General features: G+C 59.6%; 19 protein-coding genes and 1 pseudogene. 8 read left to right on the plus strand and 12 right to left on the minus strand.

The annotated features are described in order from the left end of the window. The first annotated feature begins 3 nt into the window (after positions 1–3). The 4 genes from Q0792_RS06155 (at position 4) to Q0792_RS06170 (ending at position 3827) form a co-directional block, all read left to right on the plus strand. Positions 4–1098, plus strand: coding sequence for an ABC transporter permease (locus Q0792_RS06155; RefSeq protein WP_298837582.1), 1095 nt, complete (start codon positions 4–6; stop codon positions 1096–1098). After that, positions 1098–2066, plus strand: a complete 969-nt coding sequence (locus Q0792_RS06160; protein ID WP_298837585.1) for an ABC transporter permease — start codon at positions 1098–1100, stop codon at positions 2064–2066. Before Q0792_RS06155 ends, Q0792_RS06160 begins: the two co-directional genes overlap by 1 nt. Positions 2067–2157: 91 nt before the next feature. Beyond that, entirely contained in the window at positions 2158–3069 is a 912-nt protein-coding gene (locus Q0792_RS06165) for a sulfite exporter TauE/SafE family protein (RefSeq protein ID WP_298837588.1), read from the plus strand. Further along, positions 3066–3827: a TIGR02186 family protein gene (locus tag Q0792_RS06170; protein WP_298838642.1), complete on the plus strand. Its 762-nt coding sequence runs from the start codon at positions 3066–3068 to the stop codon at positions 3825–3827. The genes Q0792_RS06165 and Q0792_RS06170 overlap by 4 nt, the downstream gene beginning before the upstream one ends. An 8-nt stretch (positions 3828–3835) precedes the next feature. On the opposite strand, the gene Q0792_RS06175 is transcribed toward Q0792_RS06170, so the two are convergent. From Q0792_RS06175 to Q0792_RS06200, 6 genes are all read right to left on the minus strand, one after another. Continuing rightward, complete coding sequence (locus tag Q0792_RS06175) at positions 3836–4537, minus strand: SDR family oxidoreductase (RefSeq protein ID WP_298837591.1); 702 nt, start codon at positions 4535–4537, stop codon at positions 3836–3838. Then, the gene (locus Q0792_RS06180) at positions 4534–6075 is read right to left on the minus strand and encodes an ATP-dependent RecD-like DNA helicase (protein ID WP_298837595.1); all 1542 of its coding nucleotides are present in this window, start codon (positions 6073–6075) and stop codon (positions 4534–4536) included. Before Q0792_RS06180 ends, Q0792_RS06175 begins: the two co-directional genes overlap by 4 nt. A 50-nt stretch (positions 6076–6125) precedes the next feature. Next, positions 6126–6764 (minus strand): acyl-homoserine-lactone synthase, encoded by a 639-nt coding sequence (locus Q0792_RS06185; protein WP_298837598.1) that lies wholly within the window; start codon positions 6762–6764, stop codon positions 6126–6128. A gap of 117 nt (positions 6765–6881) precedes the next feature. Next, the gene (locus Q0792_RS06190) at positions 6882–7604 is read right to left on the minus strand and encodes a LuxR family transcriptional regulator (protein WP_298837600.1); all 723 of its coding nucleotides are present in this window, start codon (positions 7602–7604) and stop codon (positions 6882–6884) included. 373 nt (positions 7605–7977) lie between these two features. After that, on the minus strand, positions 7978–9258 hold the full coding sequence (gene ccrA / locus Q0792_RS06195; RefSeq protein ID WP_298837602.1) for a crotonyl-CoA carboxylase/reductase: 1281 nt from the start codon (positions 9256–9258) through the stop codon (positions 7978–7980). Between the two features lie 138 nt (positions 9259–9396). Beyond that, positions 9397–10764 (minus strand): 1-acyl-sn-glycerol-3-phosphate acyltransferase, encoded by a 1368-nt coding sequence (locus tag Q0792_RS06200; RefSeq protein ID WP_298837606.1) that lies wholly within the window; start codon positions 10762–10764, stop codon positions 9397–9399. A 163-nt stretch (positions 10765–10927) separates the two neighbouring features. Here Q0792_RS06200 and Q0792_RS06205 point away from each other — a divergent pair. The 3 genes and pseudogenes from Q0792_RS06205 to deoD all read left to right on the plus strand — a co-directional run. After that, positions 10928–12898: pseudogene (locus Q0792_RS06205) on the plus strand (methylmalonyl-CoA mutase family protein); the annotation flags it as partial. Between the two features lie 89 nt (positions 12899–12987). Further along, positions 12988–13323 carry an H-NS histone family protein gene (locus Q0792_RS06210; RefSeq protein ID WP_298837609.1) on the plus strand — a complete coding sequence of 112 codons (336 nt, stop codon included), beginning with the start codon at positions 12988–12990 and terminating at the stop codon, positions 13321–13323. Positions 13324–13326: 3 nt separating this feature from the next. Continuing rightward, on the plus strand, positions 13327–14031 hold the full coding sequence (gene deoD, locus Q0792_RS06215; RefSeq protein WP_298837612.1) for a purine-nucleoside phosphorylase: 705 nt from the start codon (positions 13327–13329) through the stop codon (positions 14029–14031). A gap of 211 nt (positions 14032–14242) precedes the next feature. On the opposite strand, the gene Q0792_RS06220 is transcribed toward deoD, so the two are convergent. Further along, a complete protein-coding gene (locus Q0792_RS06220; RefSeq protein WP_298837614.1) occupies positions 14243–15088 on the minus strand; it encodes a DUF1989 domain-containing protein in 846 nt (281 codons plus the stop codon). A 396-nt stretch (positions 15089–15484) separates the two neighbouring features. Here Q0792_RS06220 and Q0792_RS06230 point away from each other — a divergent pair, with 396 nt between their 5' ends. Then, positions 15485–16201: a VPLPA-CTERM sorting domain-containing protein gene (locus tag Q0792_RS06230; protein WP_298837620.1), complete on the plus strand. Its 717-nt coding sequence runs from the start codon at positions 15485–15487 to the stop codon at positions 16199–16201. 72 nt (positions 16202–16273) lie between these two features. Here the strand turns inward: Q0792_RS06230 and Q0792_RS06235 are convergent, their stop codons facing one another. Genes Q0792_RS06235 through sdhA form a run of 5 tightly spaced genes read right to left on the minus strand, consistent with a single transcriptional unit; the run spans position 16274 to position 20242 of the window. Beyond that, the gene (locus tag Q0792_RS06235) at positions 16274–17053 is read right to left on the minus strand and encodes a succinate dehydrogenase iron-sulfur subunit (protein WP_298837622.1); all 780 of its coding nucleotides are present in this window, start codon (positions 17051–17053) and stop codon (positions 16274–16276) included. A gap of 19 nt (positions 17054–17072) precedes the next feature. Continuing rightward, complete coding sequence (locus Q0792_RS06240; protein ID WP_298837625.1) at positions 17073–17399, minus strand: hypothetical protein; 327 nt, start codon at positions 17397–17399, stop codon at positions 17073–17075. Next, entirely contained in the window at positions 17396–18112 is a 717-nt protein-coding gene (locus Q0792_RS06245) for an FkbM family methyltransferase (RefSeq protein WP_298837628.1), read from the minus strand. The genes Q0792_RS06240 and Q0792_RS06245 overlap by 4 nt, the downstream gene beginning before the upstream one ends. A gap of 1 nt (position 18113) precedes the next feature. After that, entirely contained in the window at positions 18114–18437 is a 324-nt protein-coding gene (locus Q0792_RS06250; protein WP_298837631.1) for a hypothetical protein, read from the minus strand. Further along, a complete protein-coding gene (gene sdhA, locus Q0792_RS06255; RefSeq protein ID WP_298837633.1) occupies positions 18437–20242 on the minus strand; it encodes a succinate dehydrogenase flavoprotein subunit in 1806 nt (601 codons plus the stop codon). The genes Q0792_RS06250 and sdhA overlap by 1 nt, the downstream gene beginning before the upstream one ends. Between the last annotated feature and the right edge of the window lie 32 nt (positions 20243–20274).

The following is a 20274-nucleotide window of genomic DNA, read 5'->3' on the forward strand; positions in this document are numbered from 1 at the left end:
CGCATGGATGTGATGCCAAAATGGGCCGAGGTCATCCTCGTGCCTCTCATTTCTCTGATCCTCGCGGCGATCCTGTCGGCCCTTGTGATCCTTGCGATCGGCGAAGACCCGGTAGAGGCCGTCAACCTGATGGTCACCGGCGCCCTGGGGAGCACCTATGGCTGGGGCTATACCCTTTATTATGCGACGAATTTCCTGTTTACCGGCCTGGCAGTTTCGGTGGCTTTCCACGCGGGTCTTTTCAACATCGGCGGCGAAGGCCAGGCGATGCTGGGCGGGCTTGGCGTGGCCCTTGCCTGTCTGCTGATCCCCTGGCCGCACTGGACGATCGCGCTTGTCGCGGCGACTGTTGCCGCGGGCCTCTTTGGCGCGGCCTGGGCGGCGATCCCGGCGTTTTTGCAGGCCAGACGCGGCAGCCATATCGTGATCACCACGATCATGTTCAACTTTATTGCGGCTGCGGTGCTGAACTATGTTCTGGTGAACCTGATGCGCCCGGCGGGTAGTATGGACCCGGCGACGGCCCGTTTCCCGGAAGCAGTGCACCTTCCTACGCTACATGACATTCTGGGCACGGTGGGGATCAGCTTTTCCAAAGCGGCACCGGCAAACGTCACGTTTCTGATTGCGGTTGTGGCCTGTGTCCTTGTCTGGCTGCTCCTGTGGCGGACCTGGCTCGGGTATGAGATCCGCAGCTATGGCAAGTCGGAACCGGCTGCTAAATACGCCGGCATCTCACCGGTTGCGATCACTATGATCGCCATGCTGATTTCCGGCGCGCTGGCTGGCATGATGGCGATCAACAACGTCATGGGCGAAGCAGAGCGGCTTGTGCTGAACGCCGTCGAAGGCGCAGGTTTCATCGGCATCGCAGTGGCGCTCATGGGGCGCAGTCATCCGTTCGGGGTCTTTCTGGCGGCGATCCTTTTTGGTTTCCTCTATCAGGGCGGTGCAGAGCTTGCGCTCTGGACGTCGATCCCGCGTGAACTGATCGTGGTCATTCAGGCACTGGTGATCCTCTTTACCGGCGCGCTCGACAATATGGTGCGCATGCCGCTGGAGCGGCTCTTTCTGATGATGCGCCGGGGAGATGCCTGATGGATTTCCTGACGCTCATTCAGCTTCTCGACAGCACAGTCAGGCTGGCAACGCCGCTGCTGCTGGCCTGCCTGGCGGGCCTCTTTTCCGAGCGGGCCGGAATATTTGATATCGGTCTGGAAGGCAAAATGCTGGCAGCTGCTTTCTTTTCAGCGGCCGTTGCAGCGCTCAGCGGGTCCGTCTGGATTGGTCTGCTGGCAGGGATATCGGCTTCTGTAGCGCTGAGCGCGCTACACGGCCTGGCCTCGATCACGTTCCGTGGCAACCAGCTGATCTCCGGTGTTGCAATCAATTTCCTTGCAGCAGGCCTGACTGTACTGATCGCGCAGGACTGGTTCAGCCAGGGTGGACGCACGCCCTCGCTGATGGGCGGCGCACGTTTCGAGCCGGTGACGCTGCCCTTTGCCGAAGCGTTGTCGTCTGTGCCCTTCCTTGGCCCGGTATATTCGGAACTGATTTCCGGTCATTCGATCCTTGTCTACATTGCCTTTGCGACAGTACCGCTCACATGGTGGATCCTTTATCGTACCCGTTTTGGTCTGCGCCTGCGCGCTGTGGGCGAGAACCCGGCCGCAGTTGACACGGCGGGCGTCTCGGTTATCGGCCTGCGCTACGCAGCAGTGATTATCTGCGGCGTTCTGTGTGGCATCGCCGGCGCCTATCTTTCCACGGCGCTCCAGGCCGGATTTGTCAAAGACATGTCGGCAGGCCGTGGATTTATCGCTCTGGCCGCTCTGATTTTTGCAAAGTGGCGTCCATGGTATGCGCTGTGGGCGACGCTTCTGTTCGGTCTTTTCGGCGCGCTGGAGACACGACCCGACGTGATCCAGGCTGTGATCGGCATCAAGGTACAGGGCCAGCTTCTTGGTGCCCTGCCCTATATTATGACCGTGATCATCCTCGCCGGATTTGTGGGCAAAGCCATTCCGCCACGTGCGGGCGGCGAGCCCTATGTGAAAGAACGCTGACGTAAGTCCAGTTTGGCGATTGCATCGGTCCTGTTTGCTGCACAGCAGCGGGACCCATTGATTTTGGCAGCAGCGGGGCCTAACAGAGGACATGCAAATCTACCTTCCCATCGCCGAAGTATCGGTCAACGCCTTTCTGTTGCTGGGCCTCGGTGGGATTGTCGGCATTCTTTCCGGTATGTTTGGCGTGGGCGGTGGCTTTCTGATGACGCCGCTGCTGTTCTTTATCGGCATTCCGCCCGCGGTGGCCGTTGCAACCGAAGCCAATCAGATTGTCGCCTCCTCCTTCTCCGGCGTTCTGGCGCACCTGAAGCGAAAGACGGTGGATCTCAGGATGGGCACGGTGTTGCTCATCGGGGGCCTTGTGGGTGCCGCTCTCGGCGTTGTGGTTTTCAACTACCTCAAGGCACAGGGTCAGGTCGATCTGCTGGTAAAGCTCTGCTACGTCGTTTTCCTCGGGATCATCGGCGGGCTGATGTTCTTCGAAAGCCTGCGCGCGATCCGCAACACAAAGCGCGGAAAGCCACCCACACGCAAGAAACACAACTGGATTCACGGCCTGCCCTTCAAGATGCGGTTCCGCGTCTCGGGCCTTTATATTTCGGTTATTCCGCCCCTGCTTGTGGGGGTTTCGGTCGGTATTCTGGCCGCAATCATGGGTGTTGGCGGCGGCTTTATCATGGTGCCTGCGATGATTTATCTGCTTGGCATGCCTACTAAAGTCGTTGTGGGAACGTCACTTTTCCAGATCATTTTCGTGACGGCTTTTACCACCATGCTTCATGCGACCACCAACTTTACAGTCGATGTGGTGCTGGCCGTTCTGCTGCTTGTGGGGGGCGTGATCGGGGCGCAGATCGGCACCCGTATCGGCGTGAAAATGAAAGCGGAACAACTGCGTATCCTGCTGGCCATCATGGTGCTCGCCGTCTGTGGCAAACTGGCGCTTGATCTGCTGATCATGCCATCGGAGCTCTATTCTATCGGCGAGGCAGGCCACTGATGCGGGTCGTTGCAGTTCTTGTCGCGCTGTTCTGTGCGCTGCCGGCGCTGGCCGAAGAAGTCGTTCTTGGCTTCAGCAAGGACACCGTCTCGATCAACACGAGTTTCGACGGATCGGAAATCCTGATTTTCGGAGCCGTCAAGCGCGAGGCTCCCATCCCGGACGAACCCCGCCTGCAGGTTATCATCACAGTAGCCGGACCGAACGAGACCTTTGCGGTACGCCGCAAGGAAAAGCGGTTCGGCATCTGGGTAAACACGGACGCCGTTGAGATCGACAGCGCGCCCAGTTTTTATGCTGTATCAACCAGTACGGCGCTCGGTCTGTCGCTCAGCGACACCGAAGATCTCCGGCACCGCGTGTCCATTCCGCGGGCGATCCGCTCTGTTGGCGCGCCGGACACCATTGAGGATGCGACCACTTTCACAGACGCCCTGATCCGGATCAAATCCTCCTCCAACCAGTATCAGCTGAACGAAGGCACGATCAGCGTGGATGCTCAGACGCTGTTCCGGACAGCAATCAAACTGCCGGCTGCGCTGACAGAAGGCGACTATGAAACCCGCATCTTTCTGACCAGGGGGGGTGAGGTCATTTCGCGCTATGATGCCAGCATCTACGTGCGCAAGGTGGGTCTGGAGCGCTGGCTTTACCGGCTGTCGCGGGAAAACGCGCTCATGTACGGGCTTATGTCGCTTGCCATCGCCATAGGCGCGGGCTGGTCAGCCTCGGCTGTGTTCAGAATTTTCCGGGCCTGAGACGGACGTCACCCACGCCCGATATAGGGCATTGTAGTCGCCATCACAGTCATGAACTGCACATTTGCCCCGGCAGGCATGTTCGCCATATGCAGCACCGAAGCCGCCGCGTTTGATACGTCCATCGTGGCAGTGCCGGGCTGCGTTTTCTTCAGTTCCTGCAACAGCGCCGTTTCAGCGTTGCCGATATCAATCTGGCCGCAGGCAATCCCGAAGGGTCTGCCATCCAGAGACAGCGTTTTAGTCAGCCCGGTGACGGCGTGTTTCGTCGTCGTGTAGCACACGGAATTCGGCCGCGGCACATAGGCCGACAGCGAACCGTTGTTGATGATCCGCCCGCCCTGCGGATCCTGGGCGCGCATTCTGGCAAAGGCCAGCCGGGCTGCGATGAACATGCCGCCCACATTCACCGAAAGCACCTGCGCCCAGTCCTCCAGCGGCACCTCGTCGATGGTGGCTGACGGACCAAAAAGTCCCGCATTGTTGAACAGAACATTGATGTGACCAAAGGCGTCAAATGCGGCCTCCATCGCCTCTGCATCCGTCACATCGGCAGGCAGTGGTACCGCTGTGTCATACCGGTCGGCAAGTGCTTCAAGCAGCTCACCCCGGCGGGCAATCAGGCCGACGCGCCACCCCTCATTCAGGAACAGTTCCGCTGTGGCATACCCGATACCCGAGCTGGCACCCGTTATAATGACAGACTTCATAGCAATTCCTCCGAAGGGGGTTCAGCAAGCGAAAGCGGTGCCGCCGGCAGAGCACGCAGATCATCTGTGACCAGCGGCCCGGTGGGTTTCGCAAGACGGTTGCGCACCACCCAGATGAGCCGGTTCTGCGCGCGCGTGATGGCCACATAGGCCAGCCGCTTCCACAGGGGCTGACCGGCCTCTGTGCGGCCCATGCGTGCTGCTGTGTAGAGATCAGGGGCAAACACCTGCACCGTGTCCCACTGTGAACCCTGGGCTTTGTGAATGGTCACAGCCGCGCCATGCAGAAAGGTGGCCCCCATGCGCGCGGCAAAGGGGATAAAAGGCTCTTCTTCATCCGGTTTCTCGATTTTCACGATGGATGCGGCCGAGACCTGCGGGTCTTCGGCCCCCATCACGTGCAGGCGGCTGAAACCGGGTTTGCGCCCCTCTCCCAGAAACACGACCTGCGCTCCCTTGATCAGACCCCTGGCTTCGAGATCAAGGCGTTTTTTGCGGTGCTTGAGCGGCAGTTCGATCCCGTCGCAGATCAGTGGCTCACCAGGCAGCAGCGCGTCCTCGGGTGCGCCGTGCACCTGGCGAAACGCATTGATCAGACGGATACGTGTCACATTACGCCATACCAGCACGGGGCTGCGTGCCATCAGGTCCACTTCGACACGCTGACCCCAGACAACACGGTCATCGCGGGCTGCCGCCTCCTGGACCATGTTTTCGAACTGTTCAAATCCGATGTCCGGATCACTGAGGGCATGCGCCAGATCAAGTATCGGGTTGTCAGCTTCCTGACGGTGTATGCGCTCGAGGTTCAGGACGCGCCGCTCCGGCAAGCGGTCAAAAACCATCGTTCCCGACTGGTTCACCGGTGCGAGCTGGGCCGGATCACCGAACAGAAGCAGAGTCGGGAAAATTTCTTTAAGGTCTTCAAACTGGCGGTCATCCAGCATCGAGGATTCGTCAATGAAACCAATATCCAGCGGCTCTTCACGGCGCTTCCAGCCCGTTATGAAATCGGAGCCACGCAGTCCGGCAGCCGCAAGAGCGCCGGGGATTGATTTGTTTCCGGCATAGAAAGCGGCGGCCCGGTTCAGTGCCTCTTCGGTGAGCCCTTCAATTTCCGGGCGCTCACCATTGCCCGCAAGCCACTCGGCGATCCGTTCGTATTCAGGATCATAGACCGGGGTGTACAGGATCCTGTGGATTGTCGTCGCCGGCACGCCACGCAACCGCAGCACAGACGCCGCCTTGTTTGTCGGGGCCAGAACGGCAAGCGTGCGCCGGTCCTTCCGTCGACGGCTTTCATAATCTCCTGAAACGATCTCGACCCCTGCGTCCTGCAGTGATTTCGTCAGCTCGGCCAGCAACAGGGTTTTGCCCGAACCAGCCTTGCCCGTCACGGCCAGAACAGCCGAAACGTCACCTTTGGGCGGCATCAGAAGCTGATCGTCGAGGTTGACACCGGCACTGCGCAGCAGGTCTGCGACCGTATCATAGGCCTGGGCCTGGTCTTCGGAGAAAGTGACGGCGGGAGCGTTCATAGCGCGACCCTACAGGCAGGCCGCGCCGGGTGCCAGCCGTCAGATACCGCTCAGCCGGTACGCGACAGGCACGGTGCATCTGCTGCACCAAAAGCACGCTCAAACCAGAGCCGGGACAACTCCGGCGATACGCCGGCACGACGGGCGACTTTCGCCTGGGCTTCGGGCGTAAACTCCCACAGTCCAACACTTATTTTGTCCCGCCCCTCTCCCCGGCTGCCCAGTACTTCGGGGGAAGATCCGATCATGCGATAGATTCGGACCATACGTGCATCAAACACACCCACAAAGTGTTTCACGCCAAAGCCGTTCATGATCTCGCCGCCCCCCAGCATCAGCGCGGCAGCGACAGTGCTGGGCGCCTCGCGGTTCAGGCAGAAACGTGTGCATTCCCAGATCAGAGGGCTGGTGATCGTGCCACCTCCCATCAGGTCGGTGAAATGGTCGTTCACCATAGTGCGCTCGGTTGTTGGCAGAAAGCGCATGGAGCCACCGTGCGTTCCGTCTGCCTTTTCCCAGATTACATAGAGCGGGTTCAGATCATCATATTCGTCGCGCTCATGCCCCTCGGCATCGACATCAACTTCCCACCCAAGCCTGGTTTTGAACTGGTCCGCACGGTCGCGGAACATCGTTTCAGTCAGAAGCGGGTATTGTTTCAGCTGGTCAGCGTAGAGGTAACGAAGCATGTGGTATCATCCTTTGGTCGCATCAGAAGGTGCGACAAGGATGGCTTGATCATCATTAACTGCCGGAAACCGGCGCGCGCGCGCCGGTAACTTTTAGGGGCAACATCGGCCATTTTTTCACACGACGATCAGGCCCCGGCTGATTGCTCTTGCCACAGCATGTGTCGTGTTCGCCGCGCCCAGTTTGAACCGCGCACTCTCGATATAAACCCGCAGTGTATGCTCGGAAATCGAAAGCGTTTCAGCGACTTGCGCCCTGTTGTAACCAACGGCAAGCAGCGTCAGCGCATCAGTTTCACGCGGCGACAGGGGCTGAGACTGTTCCGGCGCCTTGTTGGGTTCGAACTCGAGCGCCTTCTGGTTAAAATAATGCGCGATAAGGATCAGCTCGCGGCGGTTTGTTTCCGTGAAATCCGCCCAGTCATCGTCATCGCAGGAGTGATTCACGGTAAAGAGCGCGAACTGCCCGTTAGGTCCGCGAATGGGAATGGAGTAACCCTGATTCCCAATCCCGTACTCTATGGATTCTGCCTGAAGTGCCCTCGCTGCCTTGCTGGACCAGTCCAGCTTTTTCCAGTCAACCGGGTGGAAGCGCTGGTAGCATCCGATGACCACCGGGTCGATGCGCAGATAGTTCTGTTCCTGATAGCGCTCGGCCCAGTCCAGGGGATAGGTACCATAGCCGTACTGAGCGCCTGCGCTGTCGACCCAGTGATATACGATATTATCGACCCGATAGTGCGACCTGAGGGCGACAATCGCATCCTGTATGCCTTCAAGCGTGTCCGCCTGCTCCAGCGCCGCCAAAACCGCTTCCACCGGGTTCAAGTTCTCTTCCATGCTCTGTATCGCCTTGCGTCTTCTCATGAAGGGCTGCGATCTCGGCAAGAGCTACGATTGCGGTGTCGTCCAACTGTTCGGCAAGAACCGGCAAGTCATTCGCAGTCGCAAAAGTTTTCAAGTCCGTCAGAACGTCCAAAATCCAGTCACTTCGCATAGCAGACTCGCCTCTTAAAGGTTAATGAAAGATTAACACAACTCTAGCATGTACTAACCTTGCTTGAAAATTCGCGGTTATTTACTCCCCAGAAATAGCGAGGGCGAATTTTCTAAGTCACTGATCCTAAAGAGCGTCACACGTTTAACGGGAATACCCTGCGAAACGGTTAGACGATTCGCAGGGTTCAGTAAAGTAAAACGACTCGGTTATTGCTTAACGACGGGCTTCCAGCGCGTCTTCCAGAGTACGCAGTCCGGTCGTCGGTGCCTGGACCAGAACGGACATGTTCCCGGGCTTGTGTTCGTTACGCATCATTTTCATGTGCGCCTGTGGCAGGTCTGCCCAGGTGAACACTTCCGACATACAGGGGTCGAGACGGCGTTCAAGCATCAGGCGGTTGGCAGCACTCGCCTGCTTGAGGTGCGCAAAGTGGCTGCCCTGAAGGCGCTTCTGGTGCATCCACATGTACCGCACGTCGAACGTCAGGTTGAAACCGGTGGTCCCGGCACAGATCACGACCATGCCGCCCTTTTTCACAACAAAGGTGGACACCGGGAAAGTCGACTCGCCCGGGTGCTCGAACACCATGTCCACGTTGATGCCTTTTCCGGTGATATCCCAGATAGCCTTGCCGAACTTGCGGGCCTCTGTGAACCACGCCGCGTATTCGGGCGTGTTCACGGTTGGCAGTTGTCCCCAGCAATCGAAGTCACGCCGGTTGAGAACCCCTTTGGCACCCAGATCCATGACAAACTGACGTTTGCTCTCATCAGAAATGACACCGATGGCATTCGCCCCTGCGGTATTGATCAGCTGGATCGCATAGGAACCGAGGCCACCGGACGCGCCCCACACCAGAACATTCTGGCCGGGCTTCAGATCGTGTGGCTCGTGACCGAACAGCATACGGTATGCCGTTGCGAGCGTCAGCGTGTAACAGGCCGCTTCCTCCCAGGTCAGGTGTTTGGGGCGCGGCATCAGTTGCTGGCTCTGCACCCGTGTGAACTGGCTGAAGGAGCCGTCCGGGGTCTCATACCCCCAGATGCGCTGGCTCGCGGAGTACATCGGATCGCCACCGTTACACTCTTCGTCGTCGCCGTCGTCCTGGTTACAGTGGATAACCACCTCGTCGCCGACCTTCCAGCGCGTTACTTTCTCACCAACAGCCCAGACAATGCCGGCAGCGTCAGAGCCCGCGATGTGATAAGGCTGTCTGTGACCGTCGAAAGGGCTGATCGGCTGGCCGAGTGCGGCCCATACACCGTTATAGTTCACACCCGCGGCCATCACGAGAACCAGCACGTCCTGACTGTCGAGCTCCGGCACGTCAACGACTTCCTGCATCATCGCTTTGTCCGGCTCACCATGACGCTCCCGGCGGATGGCCCAGGCGTACATCTGTTTCGGCACATAGCCCATCGGGGGCAGTTCGCCGACTTCATAGAGGTCTTTCTCTGGTGCGTCGTATTGCGCGATCGTCGTATCCAGTGCCATGTCAGTCTCCAGCTAACGTAAATCATGCCGCACCGCAGAATCGCGGGGCTTCAGCACTGGAATATGCACCGTCACGAAATATTGCAACACCTGAGGGGTATTTTTTGTAATTTTATAACCGAGCGGCCGCAGAAAATCTCAGATTGTGGCGGAATCCCCCGCAAACCGATGCGCCACAGACATTGCGTAGAAATCCAGAACGGCTTCTTCACCTTCGACAACGCGCCACAGACCGCTGTCATCAGACAAAACCCTGTGTTTCTTCAGCCGTTGCAGGGCGCTTTCGACAGCTCGGGTAAAGTCTTCATCGGGCATTCCCGGCATATGCGCGGCCACCTGTGCCGCAAGACCGGCTGCGGCCTCCGCCACAGCAGCCGTCGTCGGCGGCGCCTGCCGGGCACGCAGAACATGTGCCACAAGCGGGACGATCAGAACCGGCATAGCATCCTCGATCCGCTGCATGAGATTGTCGGCCAGCTCTTCCACCGGTCTGTCGGGTCCGAAACGCCTCAGCGAAAGAGGTTCTCCGAAAACAACAGCGGCGGTGCCAAACCGCACGTATCGCCCCCGCAACCCCTGCCAGAACTTGCGCAGGATGAAACCGATCACCACAGATATCCGCGCACCAAACCGCCGGTCGCCCCGTTTTCCGGCGGCGATCAGCACCCGGTCTTCAAGAATACGGTCGTAGTTGATGGCAACCGGTACAAAGACCACGTCGCGCCCACCGGGATCATATCCTTCGCGCAGGTAGGTCAGCAGCCCCATCTTGGGTGGCATGAGTTTTCCGGTCAGACTCAGGCCTCCTTCCGGAAACACGCCCTGCGCAACACCGCCCTGCGTGGCCATCTGCACATACCGTGCCAGCACCTTGCGATAGAGTGCGCCGCGAGATTTGCGGCGGATAAAATACGCGCCCATCATTCTTATCATGCGGCTGACAGGCCAGACGCGCGCCCATTCCCCCACAGCATAGGACAAAGCCGAGGCACGTGCGGCAAGATACGTGACGAGCACGTAATCCATGTTGGACCGGTGGTTCATGATAAAGACGATTGTTGCGTCTTTGGGAATGCTCTGGATCACCTCATCATTGCGCGGACCGGTCCAGACCTCGTAAATCGCATTTACCAGCACCCGTGCCATACGGATGCCCAGTCCGAAATAGGTAAAAGCGCTGAAACTCGGCACGATCTCACGCGCATAGCTGCGGGCCTTTTCGAACCCTACGTTCTCGGGCACCCCATGTTCCTGCGCATAATTGACGATCTCGCGCGTCACTTCCGGGTCATAGATCAGCCGCTGGATCATGTCATACCGCCGGGCCAGCTTGAACGGTTCGATGGGCCGGGTCAGCCGTTCGTTCAGACGCGATACTGCGCGCTCCAGCCGCCGGCGGAAAAACCAGCGGACAGACGGAAACAGGAAGTGCGAGGCAAATGTCACCGCCGCGAAAAGCAATACCAGCACAAAGAGCCAGAGCGGGATTTCAACCACTTGCGTCATAGTCCCGACACTTACAGTCTCTCTGGCGGGTGGCAAAGGCAAAAACCTGCGGGGCAAGGATGCTGCACTGCAGTTGCCGCGGCGCGGCGAATTGACAACGGTATAAAATTACAGGTATCAGTCACCAAGCGCAATAATATTACAAGACTGATTCACGAGGACGCCCATGACCGAGACCCGAAAGGACCGCCCCTGGCTGATCCGCACCTATGCCGGTCACTCCACCGCTCAGGCATCCAATGCGCTTTACCGTGCGAACCTCGAAAAGGGTCAGACGGGCCTCTCAGTGGCCTTCGATCTGCCCACACAGACCGGCTATGACAGCGACCACATCCTCAGCCGGGGCGAGGTTGGCAAAGTTGGTGTGCCGGTCTGTCATCTGGGCGATATGCGCACGCTTTTCGACCAGATCCCGCTGGAGCAGATGAACACCTCGATGACCATCAACGCCACGGCACCCTGGCTGCTGGCGCTCTATATTGCCGTCGCCGAAGAGCAGGGCGCGGACGTCGCCGGGCTGCAGGGCACGGTCCAGAACGACCTGATCAAGGAATACCTCAGCCGCGGGACATACATATGCCCCCCGGCGCCCAGCCTGCGCATGATCGCGGACGTGGCCGAGTACTGTTATACACATGTGCCAAAATGGAACCCTATGAACGTCTGCTCCTACCATCTGCAGGAAGCCGGTGCGACGCCCGAGCAGGAGCTGGCCTTTGCGCTGGCGACTGCAACCGCCGTGCTGGACGCGCTGAAGCCGCGTGTGCCTGCTGAGGATTTTCCAGCCGTCGTCGGGCGCATTTCCTTCTTTGTGAACGCGGGGATCCGGTTTGTCACCGAAATGTGCAAGATGCGCGCCTTTGTGGACCTCTGGGATGAGATCTGTGCAGAGCGCTATGGTGTTGAAGACCCGAAGTTCCGCCGTTTCCGCTATGGTGTGCAGGTGAACTCACTGGGTCTCACCGAGCAACAACCCGAGAATAACGTCTACCGCATTCTCATCGAAATGCTGGCCGTGACCCTGTCGAAAAAGGCGCGCGCACGTGCGGTCCAGCTGCCTGCTTGGAATGAAGCGCTGGGACTTCCCCGGCCATGGGACCAGCAATGGTCCATGCGGATGCAGCAGATCATGGCCTATGAGACCGATCTGCTGGAGTTTGATGATCTGTTTGATGGCAACCCGGCCGTAGACGCGAAGGTCGAGGCACTCAAAGAAGGGGCGCGCCATGAACTGGCCAACCTTGACGGTATGGGCGGCGCGATTGAAGCCATCGACTATATGAAGGCGCGTCTTGTCGACAGTAACTCCGAACGCCTCGGCAGAATTGAAGCGGGTGAGACCGTGGTTGTCGGCGTGAACAAGTGGCAGAAAGGCGAGCCCTCCCCCCTGATGACCGGAGATGGCGGGATCATGGTCGTGGACCCGGCTGTTGAAGCAGAACAGATCGGCCGGCTGGAGACATGGCGCGACGAGCGTGATGCCGATGCTGTAAGGACTGCGCTTGAAGAGCTGCGCGCCGCAGCACGCGAGGGCCGCAACATTATGCCGCTGTCCATCGCCGCCGCAAAGGTCGGCGTAACAACAGGCGAGTGGGCCGCGCAGATGCGGGCAGTTCATGGAGAATATCGCGGGCCCACGGGTGTCTCGGGCGCACGGTCCAACCGCACTGAGGGCCTGGACGATCTTCGCAATGCGGTGGACGCGGTGAGCGACCGGCTGGGCCGCCGCCTCAGATTTCTTGTCGGGAAACCAGGCCTGGACGGCCATTCGAACGGTGCCGAACAGATTGCCGTACGTGCCCGCGACTGCGGTATGGACATAGCCTATGAAGGCATCCGGCTGACGCCTGCCGAAATTGTAGAGGCAGCACGCGAGGATGCAGCACATGTCGTAGGCCTGTCGATCCTGTCGGGTTCTCACATCCCGCTGGTCGGCGATCTGATGAAACAGATGCGCGCGGCCGGTCTGGACCATGTGCCTGTTATTGTTGGCGGAATCATCCCTGATGATGATGCTGATCGACTGCGCGCCATGGGCGTCGCCCGGGTCTATACGCCCAAAGACTTTGAGCTGAATACGATCATGCAGGACATTGTAACGCTGGCCGATCCCCGGGCGGTAGCAGCTCAGTAAGCCCGCCTGTCCGACTGCCCAAACAGCTAAACCCTTGTGTATAAAGGCCTGTTGGTTGTATGGCACGTCTGTACAGAGGAGGACGGGCTATGGCCGATCTGAAGAAAATGAACCGCAAACAACTGGAGCGTCTCATCTCGGATGCACAGCGCGCGTTGAAATCCATTTCTGCCAGGGAAAAACGCGAGGCGCGGAAAGCTGCTGAACAAGCTGCCGCAAAGTTCGGTTTCAGCCTGACGGAACTGGTAGGATCAGGCGCGCCCGAAAAGCCAAAAAAGAAAAAAGCTGCGGCACGGGTTCCCGGCAAACCGAAATATGCGAACCCCGCTGACCCAACCCAGGTCTGGACCGGACGTGGCCGCAAACCCGGTTGGTTCATGCAGGCCGTTGAGGCAGGTGCCGACCCCAGATCGATGGAGATCTGAGTCGTGACGGTTCATATCGGCGCAGCGCCGGGCGACATCGCTGAAACGGTCCTTATGCCAGGCGATCCGTATCGGGCGAAGTGGGCAGCAGAAACCTTTCTGGAAGACCCAGAACTGGTCAACGAAGTCAGAGGGATGCTGGGCTTTACCGGCACATGGCGGGGTAACCGGGTCACCATCCAGGGGTCCGGTATGGGTATGCCATCCCTCTCAATCTATGCGAATGAACTGATCTCGGACTACAATGCCCGAACCCTGATCCGTATCGGATCCTGCGGCGGCATGCAGTCGCATGTGAAAGTGCGGGACGTGATCATTGCCATGTCAGCCACAACGATCACCTCGCCTTCATCCGGCTTTTTCCGTGAGATCAACTTTGCGCCCACCGCAGACTATGAACTGCTGGCTGCAGCCGTGGCAGCTGCGAAAAACCGGGGCACGCCGACGCATGTTGGCGGGATCTATTCCTCGGATGTTTTTTATGCCGAGCGTCCGGATCTGGATGAACAGATGGTGCGGCACGGGATCCTGGGCGTCGAAATGGAAGCAGCCGAGCTCTATACGCTGGCGGCACGGCACGGGCGCCGTGCCCTTGCCGTGCTGACGGTCAGTGATCACCTGCAGACAGGAGAGGCATTGCCATCAGAGGACCGCGAGAAGACTTTCGGCGACATGGTTGAAATCGCCCTGGAAGCAGCCTTTACCTGATCGCTCGCGTAACATGCGGTGTTCCGGACCATCCTGGTCGGGGCATTTCGGGCTAAGTCCCTGAACCTGAAGAAAGATGTCGGTATTGCGTCGGTGCCCGGATCGGTTTTTGCGGATTTGACCGGGTTAAACATGCATACGCCCGATGAACGTTATCGACGCCTGCCGGCGGCGCGCGCTGCGCGCTTGAGTATTTCCGGAAGGGTGAAGATCAGGCGCCGTGGCTGCGGTCGTAGCTGTTGGATACGGGCGATGTCCATCCCGTGAGGCTGCTCCTGGCGGGGGCGTAGATTTCGACAAGGAGCGGATGACAAGCCGTCGCATCGCTGGAATGTTCAGACGAGCAGTCACCGCCGGGACAGGCGGAAAGGTTGCCGATGAGGTCGATCTCGGCGATGAACTCCAGATAGTCACCGGGACGTACCGGGCTCGCCTTCATGAAATACTGGCCGGTGTCACGCGTAAATCCGGTGCACATAAAGACGTTCAGCACATCATGGACCAGCGGCTCTGCCTCGTTGAGGCTTACGCCCATGTACCCGGCAAGCGACCGGGTCAGGTTAGAGTGACAACAGTGGTGGTAGTGATCACCGTCAGACAGCAGCGTGTGGGTATAAGGATCACAACGGGTGCCGATCACGTCATGCACCGACCCGCCAAAATCATCGATCCCGTACCAGCCGAGCGTGTCATGGGTGACCGTCGCCATGGGGCGCAGATGGGGAAAGGACGACCACATACGCTCGCCCGTCGTAATGTGCGTGCCGTGCAACGCCCGGGTTTTCCCCGAGTAAAAGCGTTCCGACAGATCATGCGCGTTGTGCAGATTGAGATCGCCTACCTGCGCCCCCTGCACTGAGTTAATGCGAAAGAAATGCCCTGCCGGAACACTGAACGTGCGGGCTTCCCGGGGAGGCACCGTGACCTCACCGGTTTTCACCAGGGTGTCGCGCGCAGCCGAATAGAGCGCCATATCCGGCGCGGGGAGCGTGTCCACCGGATAGCAGATCACGGGGGCTGCAGCGCGGCGGGCGTCGGCGTCAGCAGGTCTGGTCATGCGGGTTCCTCTTGCCGGGGTCCTGCCTGTTAAACCTTTGGAAGGCTGGATTTGCAATCGCGTGGTGGTCCGCCGGTCGCGGAAAACCCTGTCGCTCCGCAGGCCGCACAGCGATATTTTTTCAGCGCACCGCGGTCTCCGGTACGGTCCTCGCGCCAGCGACACCTTCGCGTGGCCCTGTTGCGGCGCGCAAAAATCGCGACGACGACAAAGGCAATGATCAGACCAATGACGATATGCATAGCCCCGATTTAGGTTCTGACACCATCGCTGTCCAGCAACTGTCCGAAGGGATAGCCACCTGACCATCAGAACAGCCCGACGCTCCGCATGCCCGCTCGCCCGAAACGCGCGCCTCTGCGACACCTGCCTGAGCAACATTCAGGAATAAGGGTTATGAGTATGATCAAACACATCACAGCAGCGGCCGTCGCTGTTTTTGCCATCGGTGGCACTGTTCAGGCGGCGACCGTCGACATCAGCAAAACGGACGGATCGGTGCAGAGCACGGACGGTCTGACAGGATATACAACCAGCGGCGCCGACATGGACGGCATGCGCGTAACCGCCGGATTTCTGGACGGCAATACCAGCCGTGCGGTCTTTGGTGCCACCGGCCGCCAGTCCGGCGCAGCAGAGGGAGACGGGTTTTCCCTGAGTCTCTCCGGTTTCTCTACCTTTTCGACGCCTTTTGAGCTGAGCGTGTCACGCGGTGTTCTGACCTGGTTGCAGATTGATGCCCTGCCCGGAGATACCGTCTTTGACACTCAGCGCAGTGGCACCGGGACACCGGGCAGTGCCAATGGCACAGATTTTACACCGCGAACCTCGCTCGACGGCACCATCCCGGTACTCTTCAGTAACATCCTTGCACTCCGGGACGAGACGCCTGCCGGAGACCTGTATGGCACGCTGCGTATCGGTTTTGACCAGCTCAGCACGGGCGGTCTGCAAAGTGGCAGCAGCTTCAGTTTTGTCCAGGATACTGACAACCTGACCACGCCTGCCGAGCCCCTGGTCTCGACTGTGCCAGTGCCTGCAGGGCTGCCACTGGTGCTCACAGGGCTGGCCGCCTTCGGTTATATGCGCCACAGACGGTCAGTGCGCGCCTGATCGCTTTCGAGCAGACAAAAAACGGGGGCCGCGAAACGGGGCCCCCACTGTCGTTTTCCGTTTCCAACCGGGTCAGACCCGGCGTTCTACCATCATCTTTTTGATGTTCGCGATTGCCTCGGCAGGGTTCAGACCCTTTGGGCAGGTCTTGGCGCAGTTCATGATGGTATGACAACGGTAGAGTTTGAACGGGTCTTCCAGATCGTCCAGACGTTCACCCGTTGCCTCATCACGGGAATCAATGATCCACCGGTAGGCGTGCAGCAGCGCTGCCGGCCCGAGATAGCGGTCGCCGTTCCACCAGTAGCTCGGACACGAGGTTGAGCACGAGGCGCACATCACGCATTCATACAGACCGTCGAGTTTCTTGCGGTCCTCAATAGACTGCTTCCATTCCTTGGCCGGGCGGTTCGTTTTGGTTTCCAGCCAGGGCATGATGCTGGCGTGCTGCGCATAGAAATGCGTGAGATCAGGGATCAGATCCTTGACCACAGGCATGTGCGGCAGCGGATAGATTTTCACGTCGCCTTTTACCTCGTCCATGCCGTAGATGCAGGCGAGCGTGTTGATACCGTCGATGTTCATCGCGCAGGAACCGCAGATGCCTTCACGGCAGGAGCGGCGGAACGTCAGCGTCGGGTCAATCTCGTTTTTGATCTTGATCAGCGCGTCAAGAATCATCGGCCCGCAGGTGTCCATATCAACAAAATAGGTGTCCACACGCGGGTTCTCGCCATCGTCGGGGTTCCAGCGATAAATCGAGAATTTGCGCAGATTTGTGGCACCTTCGGGTTTTGGCCAGGTCTTGCCTGTCGTGACGCGGGAGTTCTTCGGGAGCTTCAGTTGAACCATGTCGGGTCTCCTGTCTGTTCTACAGTGACAGCGCGGCCGGGGCGGCAGCGGCGAGGCATTGTTGGGTGGCCGGGCGCGCAAGCACGGCGCGGATTGTATCGGCAGTGCCCGGATCGATGCCCGTCACCGCATCGGCGGCCAGCGACTGGACCTCGCTGGCATCAGCGTTGTCGACCACACAGTCCGTAAACGGCTGAAAGAGCGATTTGGGCACCTGCGGGAAGTAGACGGCCAGCGCTTCGGGCAGGACAGTTTTGGCTGTGCTGCGGCCCGCCTGGTCTGTTGCCTGCTGGATATCAGCACAGGCGCCCAGCACCAGGCACAGAGGAAGTATCAGTCTGATCATGCAGCCCACCTTGTAAAAAGAACGTCCATATATCTGGGTCTTGCGCGTTTTCCTGCGCCTGCGGCAACTGTCAGCACATCGCGCAGTTCCAGCCCGGCATCCGCCAGCAGCTTCACCGATGCCGACGGCAGGCCCACGCCTTCAAACCGAGCACTGACCGAAAGCTCAAGAATCACGAAATCACATCGTCTGAGCGTGTCCTTACCACCACGCAGTACTTCAAGTTCTGAGCCTTCGGTGTCGATCTTGAGACCCGCGCGCCCGGGGTAGCCCAGCGCAATATCGTCAAGGGTGCGGACCTGGACGTCAGTGCTGTCAATGTCGATAAAGGAGCGGGCCAGCCGGTCGGTCCGTCGGCGCAGGCTGGCCAGATTGACCTCTTTGCCCCTGTCGCTGACCGGCACGTTCAGCCGTGCGCTGCCCGGGGCTTCTCCGAGTGCCGCGTGATGAAAATGAAAATCCCGCAAAACCCCGTTGGAGCGCACTGCCTCGGCGCAGTGTGCCTGGGGATCAACGAGCACAAACCGCGCATCCGGACAGGCCCGGTAAAGCCACGGTGTGCCATCAGCGACGCCGATGTCGAATACCACGTCAGGCGCGAACCCATAGCCCCGCAGATAGGGCGCGCGCGTCTTGATGGGATGGACGGCCATCCCCTCACTGCGCAGCGCCCGGCGCATGTCCTGCAGGTTATGCGTGGCGTCGCGTATCAACTCAGCGCTGTTCCGTGCAGAAAATGTTACCGCGATAGAATCCGGCGTAACCCTGTGGGCACGACGGATGACGCGGCGCATGCTGTGCACGCACTGGCACAAAACAGTACTGGTCGCCGTAATACAGACCGCGTTGGGATACCGGACAGCCCCCGAAGGGATCGCGGTGCTGCCGCCCGGCATGATGTGCTTTGCCGCCCTTGCTGAATTTGCCGCCCTGATAGGTCTGATCGGTGATCCCGCTGGCAATGGCTGCGGCAGGGAGTGCCGCGCTCAGAAGAGCAGCCGAAGCTGCCATGGCGATCGCTCTGGATAATGTCCGCATCAGAAAGTCCTTTTCTTGGGGGCAATTTTCTTGGGATCGATACCGCCGTCGTTGTGGCTGGTGAGCGGCTGCTCGTGCACACCCCGATAGCCCAGGCTGGCTTTGTTGCCCTTGAACCAGATCAGCGAGTGTTTCCGCCAGTTCTCGTCATCGCGTTCGGGGAAGTCCTCATGCGCATGGGCACCACGGCTTTCTTTGCGCGCCTCTGCTCCTGTGATCGTAGCCACGGCGTTGGGGATCAGGTTTGCGAGTTCAAGCGTTTCCATCAGGTCAGAGTTCCAGACAAGGCTGCGGTCGGTCACACCCACATCTGCCCATTTGCCCGCAACCTCCTCCATGGCCTTTTTGCCCTCAGCCAGGGTGTCATTGGCGCGGAACACAGCCGCGTCTTTCTGCATCGTCTGCTGCATTTCCAGGCGCAGCTCCGCAGTCGGAGTGTGGCCTTTGGCGTATCGGGTGTTGTCAAACCGGTCGAGGGCTGCGTCGATGGATTTCTGGTTCGGCGTCGGCACCGCGCTGTCGGGATCGACGATCTTGCCGGCACGGATCGCAGCCGCCCGGCCAAAGACGACAAGGTCAATCAGCGAGTTGGAGCCCAGACGGTTCGCGCCGTGCACGGAGGCACAGCCCGCCTCACCCACCGCCATCAGGCCGGGTGACACGCGGTCCGGATCGTCTGTTGTGGGTGCCAGCACCTCGCCCCAGTAGTTCGTGGGGATGCCGCCCATGTTGTAGTGGACTGTCGGCAACACCGGGATTGGCTCTTTGTTGAGGTTCACACCGGCAAAGACCCGGGCACTTTCCGAAATCCCCGGCAGGCGCAGCTTCAGCGTCTCAGGCGGCAGGTGGTTGAGGTTCAGGTGAATGTGGTCGCCGTTGGCCCCGACGCCCCGGCCCTCGCGGATTTCCATGGTCATGCAGCGGCTGACATAATCCCGCGGTGCGAGGTCTTTATACTGAGGCGCGTAGCGTTCCATGAAACGCTCGCCTTCGGAGTTGGTCAGGTAACCGCCTTCCCCCCGTGCGCCTTCGGTGATCAGACAGCCCGCGCCGTAGATGCCGGTCGGGTGGAACTGAACGAATTCCATGTCCTGCAGAGGCAGGCCCGCGCGCGCGGTCATGCCGCCACCGTCACCGGTGCAGGTATGCGCGGAGGTCGCCGAGAAGTAGGCGCGGCCATAACCACCCGTGGCCAGCACGACCATCTTGGCGGCAAAAAGATGCAGCGTGCCGTCGTCGAGTTTCCAGCAGAGCACACCCTGGCAAACGCCGTCGTCGGACATGATCAGATCAATGGCGAAGTACTCGATATAGAATTCCGCGTTGTTCTTGAGCGACTGGCCGTAAAGCGTGTGCAGGATCGCGTGACCGGTGCGGTCGGCGGCTGCGCACGTCCGCTGTACCGCAGGACCTTCACCGAATTCGGTGGTGTGGCCACCAAAGGGACGCTGGTAGATCTTGCCCTCTTCGGTCCGGCTGAAGGGCACGCCGTAGTGTTCCAGTTCATAGACCGCTTTGGGGGCCTCGCGCGCGAGATATTCCATCGCGTCCGTATCGCCCAGCCAGTCGGAGCCTTTGACGGTGTCATACATGTGCCACTGCCAGTTGTCCGGGCCCATGTTTGACAGCGAGGCGGCAATACCACCCTGGGCGGCAACCGTGTGCGAGCGCGTCGGGAAGACCTTAGTCACGCAGGCGGTGCGCAGCCCCTGTTCGGCCATCCCGAGGGTCGCGCGCAGCCCGGCGCCACCGGCACCGACAACCACGACGTCGTATTCATGTGTTTCGTATTCATATGCAGCCATGGAGTTTCTCCCGGATGTGTCAGATGCGCAGG

The organism is uncultured Roseobacter sp. (assembly GCF_947495025.1).
Taxonomy (GTDB): Bacteria; Pseudomonadota; Alphaproteobacteria; order Rhodobacterales; family Rhodobacteraceae; genus Roseobacter.

Excerpts from the sequence above, each read along its gene's own strand:
- Q0792_RS06155 (WP_298837582.1), top strand. The coding sequence starts at position 4 with ATGGATGTGATGCCAAAATGGGCCGAGGTCATCCTCGTGCCTCTCATT.
- Q0792_RS06160 (WP_298837585.1), top strand. The coding sequence starts at position 1,098 with ATGGATTTCCTGACGCTCATTCAGCTTCTCGACAGCACAGTCAGGCTG.
- Q0792_RS06165 (WP_298837588.1), top strand. The coding sequence starts at position 2,158 with ATGCAAATCTACCTTCCCATCGCCGAAGTATCGGTCAACGCCTTTCTG.
- Q0792_RS06175 (WP_298837591.1), bottom strand. The coding sequence starts at position 4,537 with ATGAAGTCTGTCATTATAACGGGTGCCAGCTCGGGTATCGGGTATGCC.
- Q0792_RS06180 (WP_298837595.1), bottom strand. The coding sequence starts at position 6,075 with ATGAACGCTCCCGCCGTCACTTTCTCCGAAGACCAGGCCCAGGCCTAT.
- Q0792_RS06185 (WP_298837598.1), bottom strand. The coding sequence starts at position 6,764 with ATGCTTCGTTACCTCTACGCTGACCAGCTGAAACAATACCCGCTTCTG.
- Q0792_RS06190 (WP_298837600.1), bottom strand. The coding sequence starts at position 7,604 with ATGGAAGAGAACTTGAACCCGGTGGAAGCGGTTTTGGCGGCGCTGGAG.
- ccrA (WP_298837602.1), bottom strand. The coding sequence starts at position 9,258 with ATGGCACTGGATACGACGATCGCGCAATACGACGCACCAGAGAAAGAC.
- Q0792_RS06200 (WP_298837606.1), bottom strand. The coding sequence starts at position 10,764 with ATGACGCAAGTGGTTGAAATCCCGCTCTGGCTCTTTGTGCTGGTATTG.
- Q0792_RS06210 (WP_298837609.1), top strand. The coding sequence starts at position 12,988 with ATGGCCGATCTGAAGAAAATGAACCGCAAACAACTGGAGCGTCTCATC.
- Q0792_RS06220 (WP_298837614.1), bottom strand. The coding sequence starts at position 15,088 with ATGACCAGACCTGCTGACGCCGACGCCCGCCGCGCTGCAGCCCCCGTG.
- Q0792_RS06230 (WP_298837620.1), top strand. The coding sequence starts at position 15,485 with ATGAGTATGATCAAACACATCACAGCAGCGGCCGTCGCTGTTTTTGCC.
- Q0792_RS06235 (WP_298837622.1), bottom strand. The coding sequence starts at position 17,053 with ATGGTTCAACTGAAGCTCCCGAAGAACTCCCGCGTCACGACAGGCAAG.
- Q0792_RS06240 (WP_298837625.1), bottom strand. The coding sequence starts at position 17,399 with ATGATCAGACTGATACTTCCTCTGTGCCTGGTGCTGGGCGCCTGTGCT.
- Q0792_RS06250 (WP_298837631.1), bottom strand. The coding sequence starts at position 18,437 with ATGCGGACATTATCCAGAGCGATCGCCATGGCAGCTTCGGCTGCTCTT.
- sdhA (WP_298837633.1), bottom strand. The coding sequence starts at position 20,242 with ATGGCTGCATATGAATACGAAACACATGAATACGACGTCGTGGTTGTC.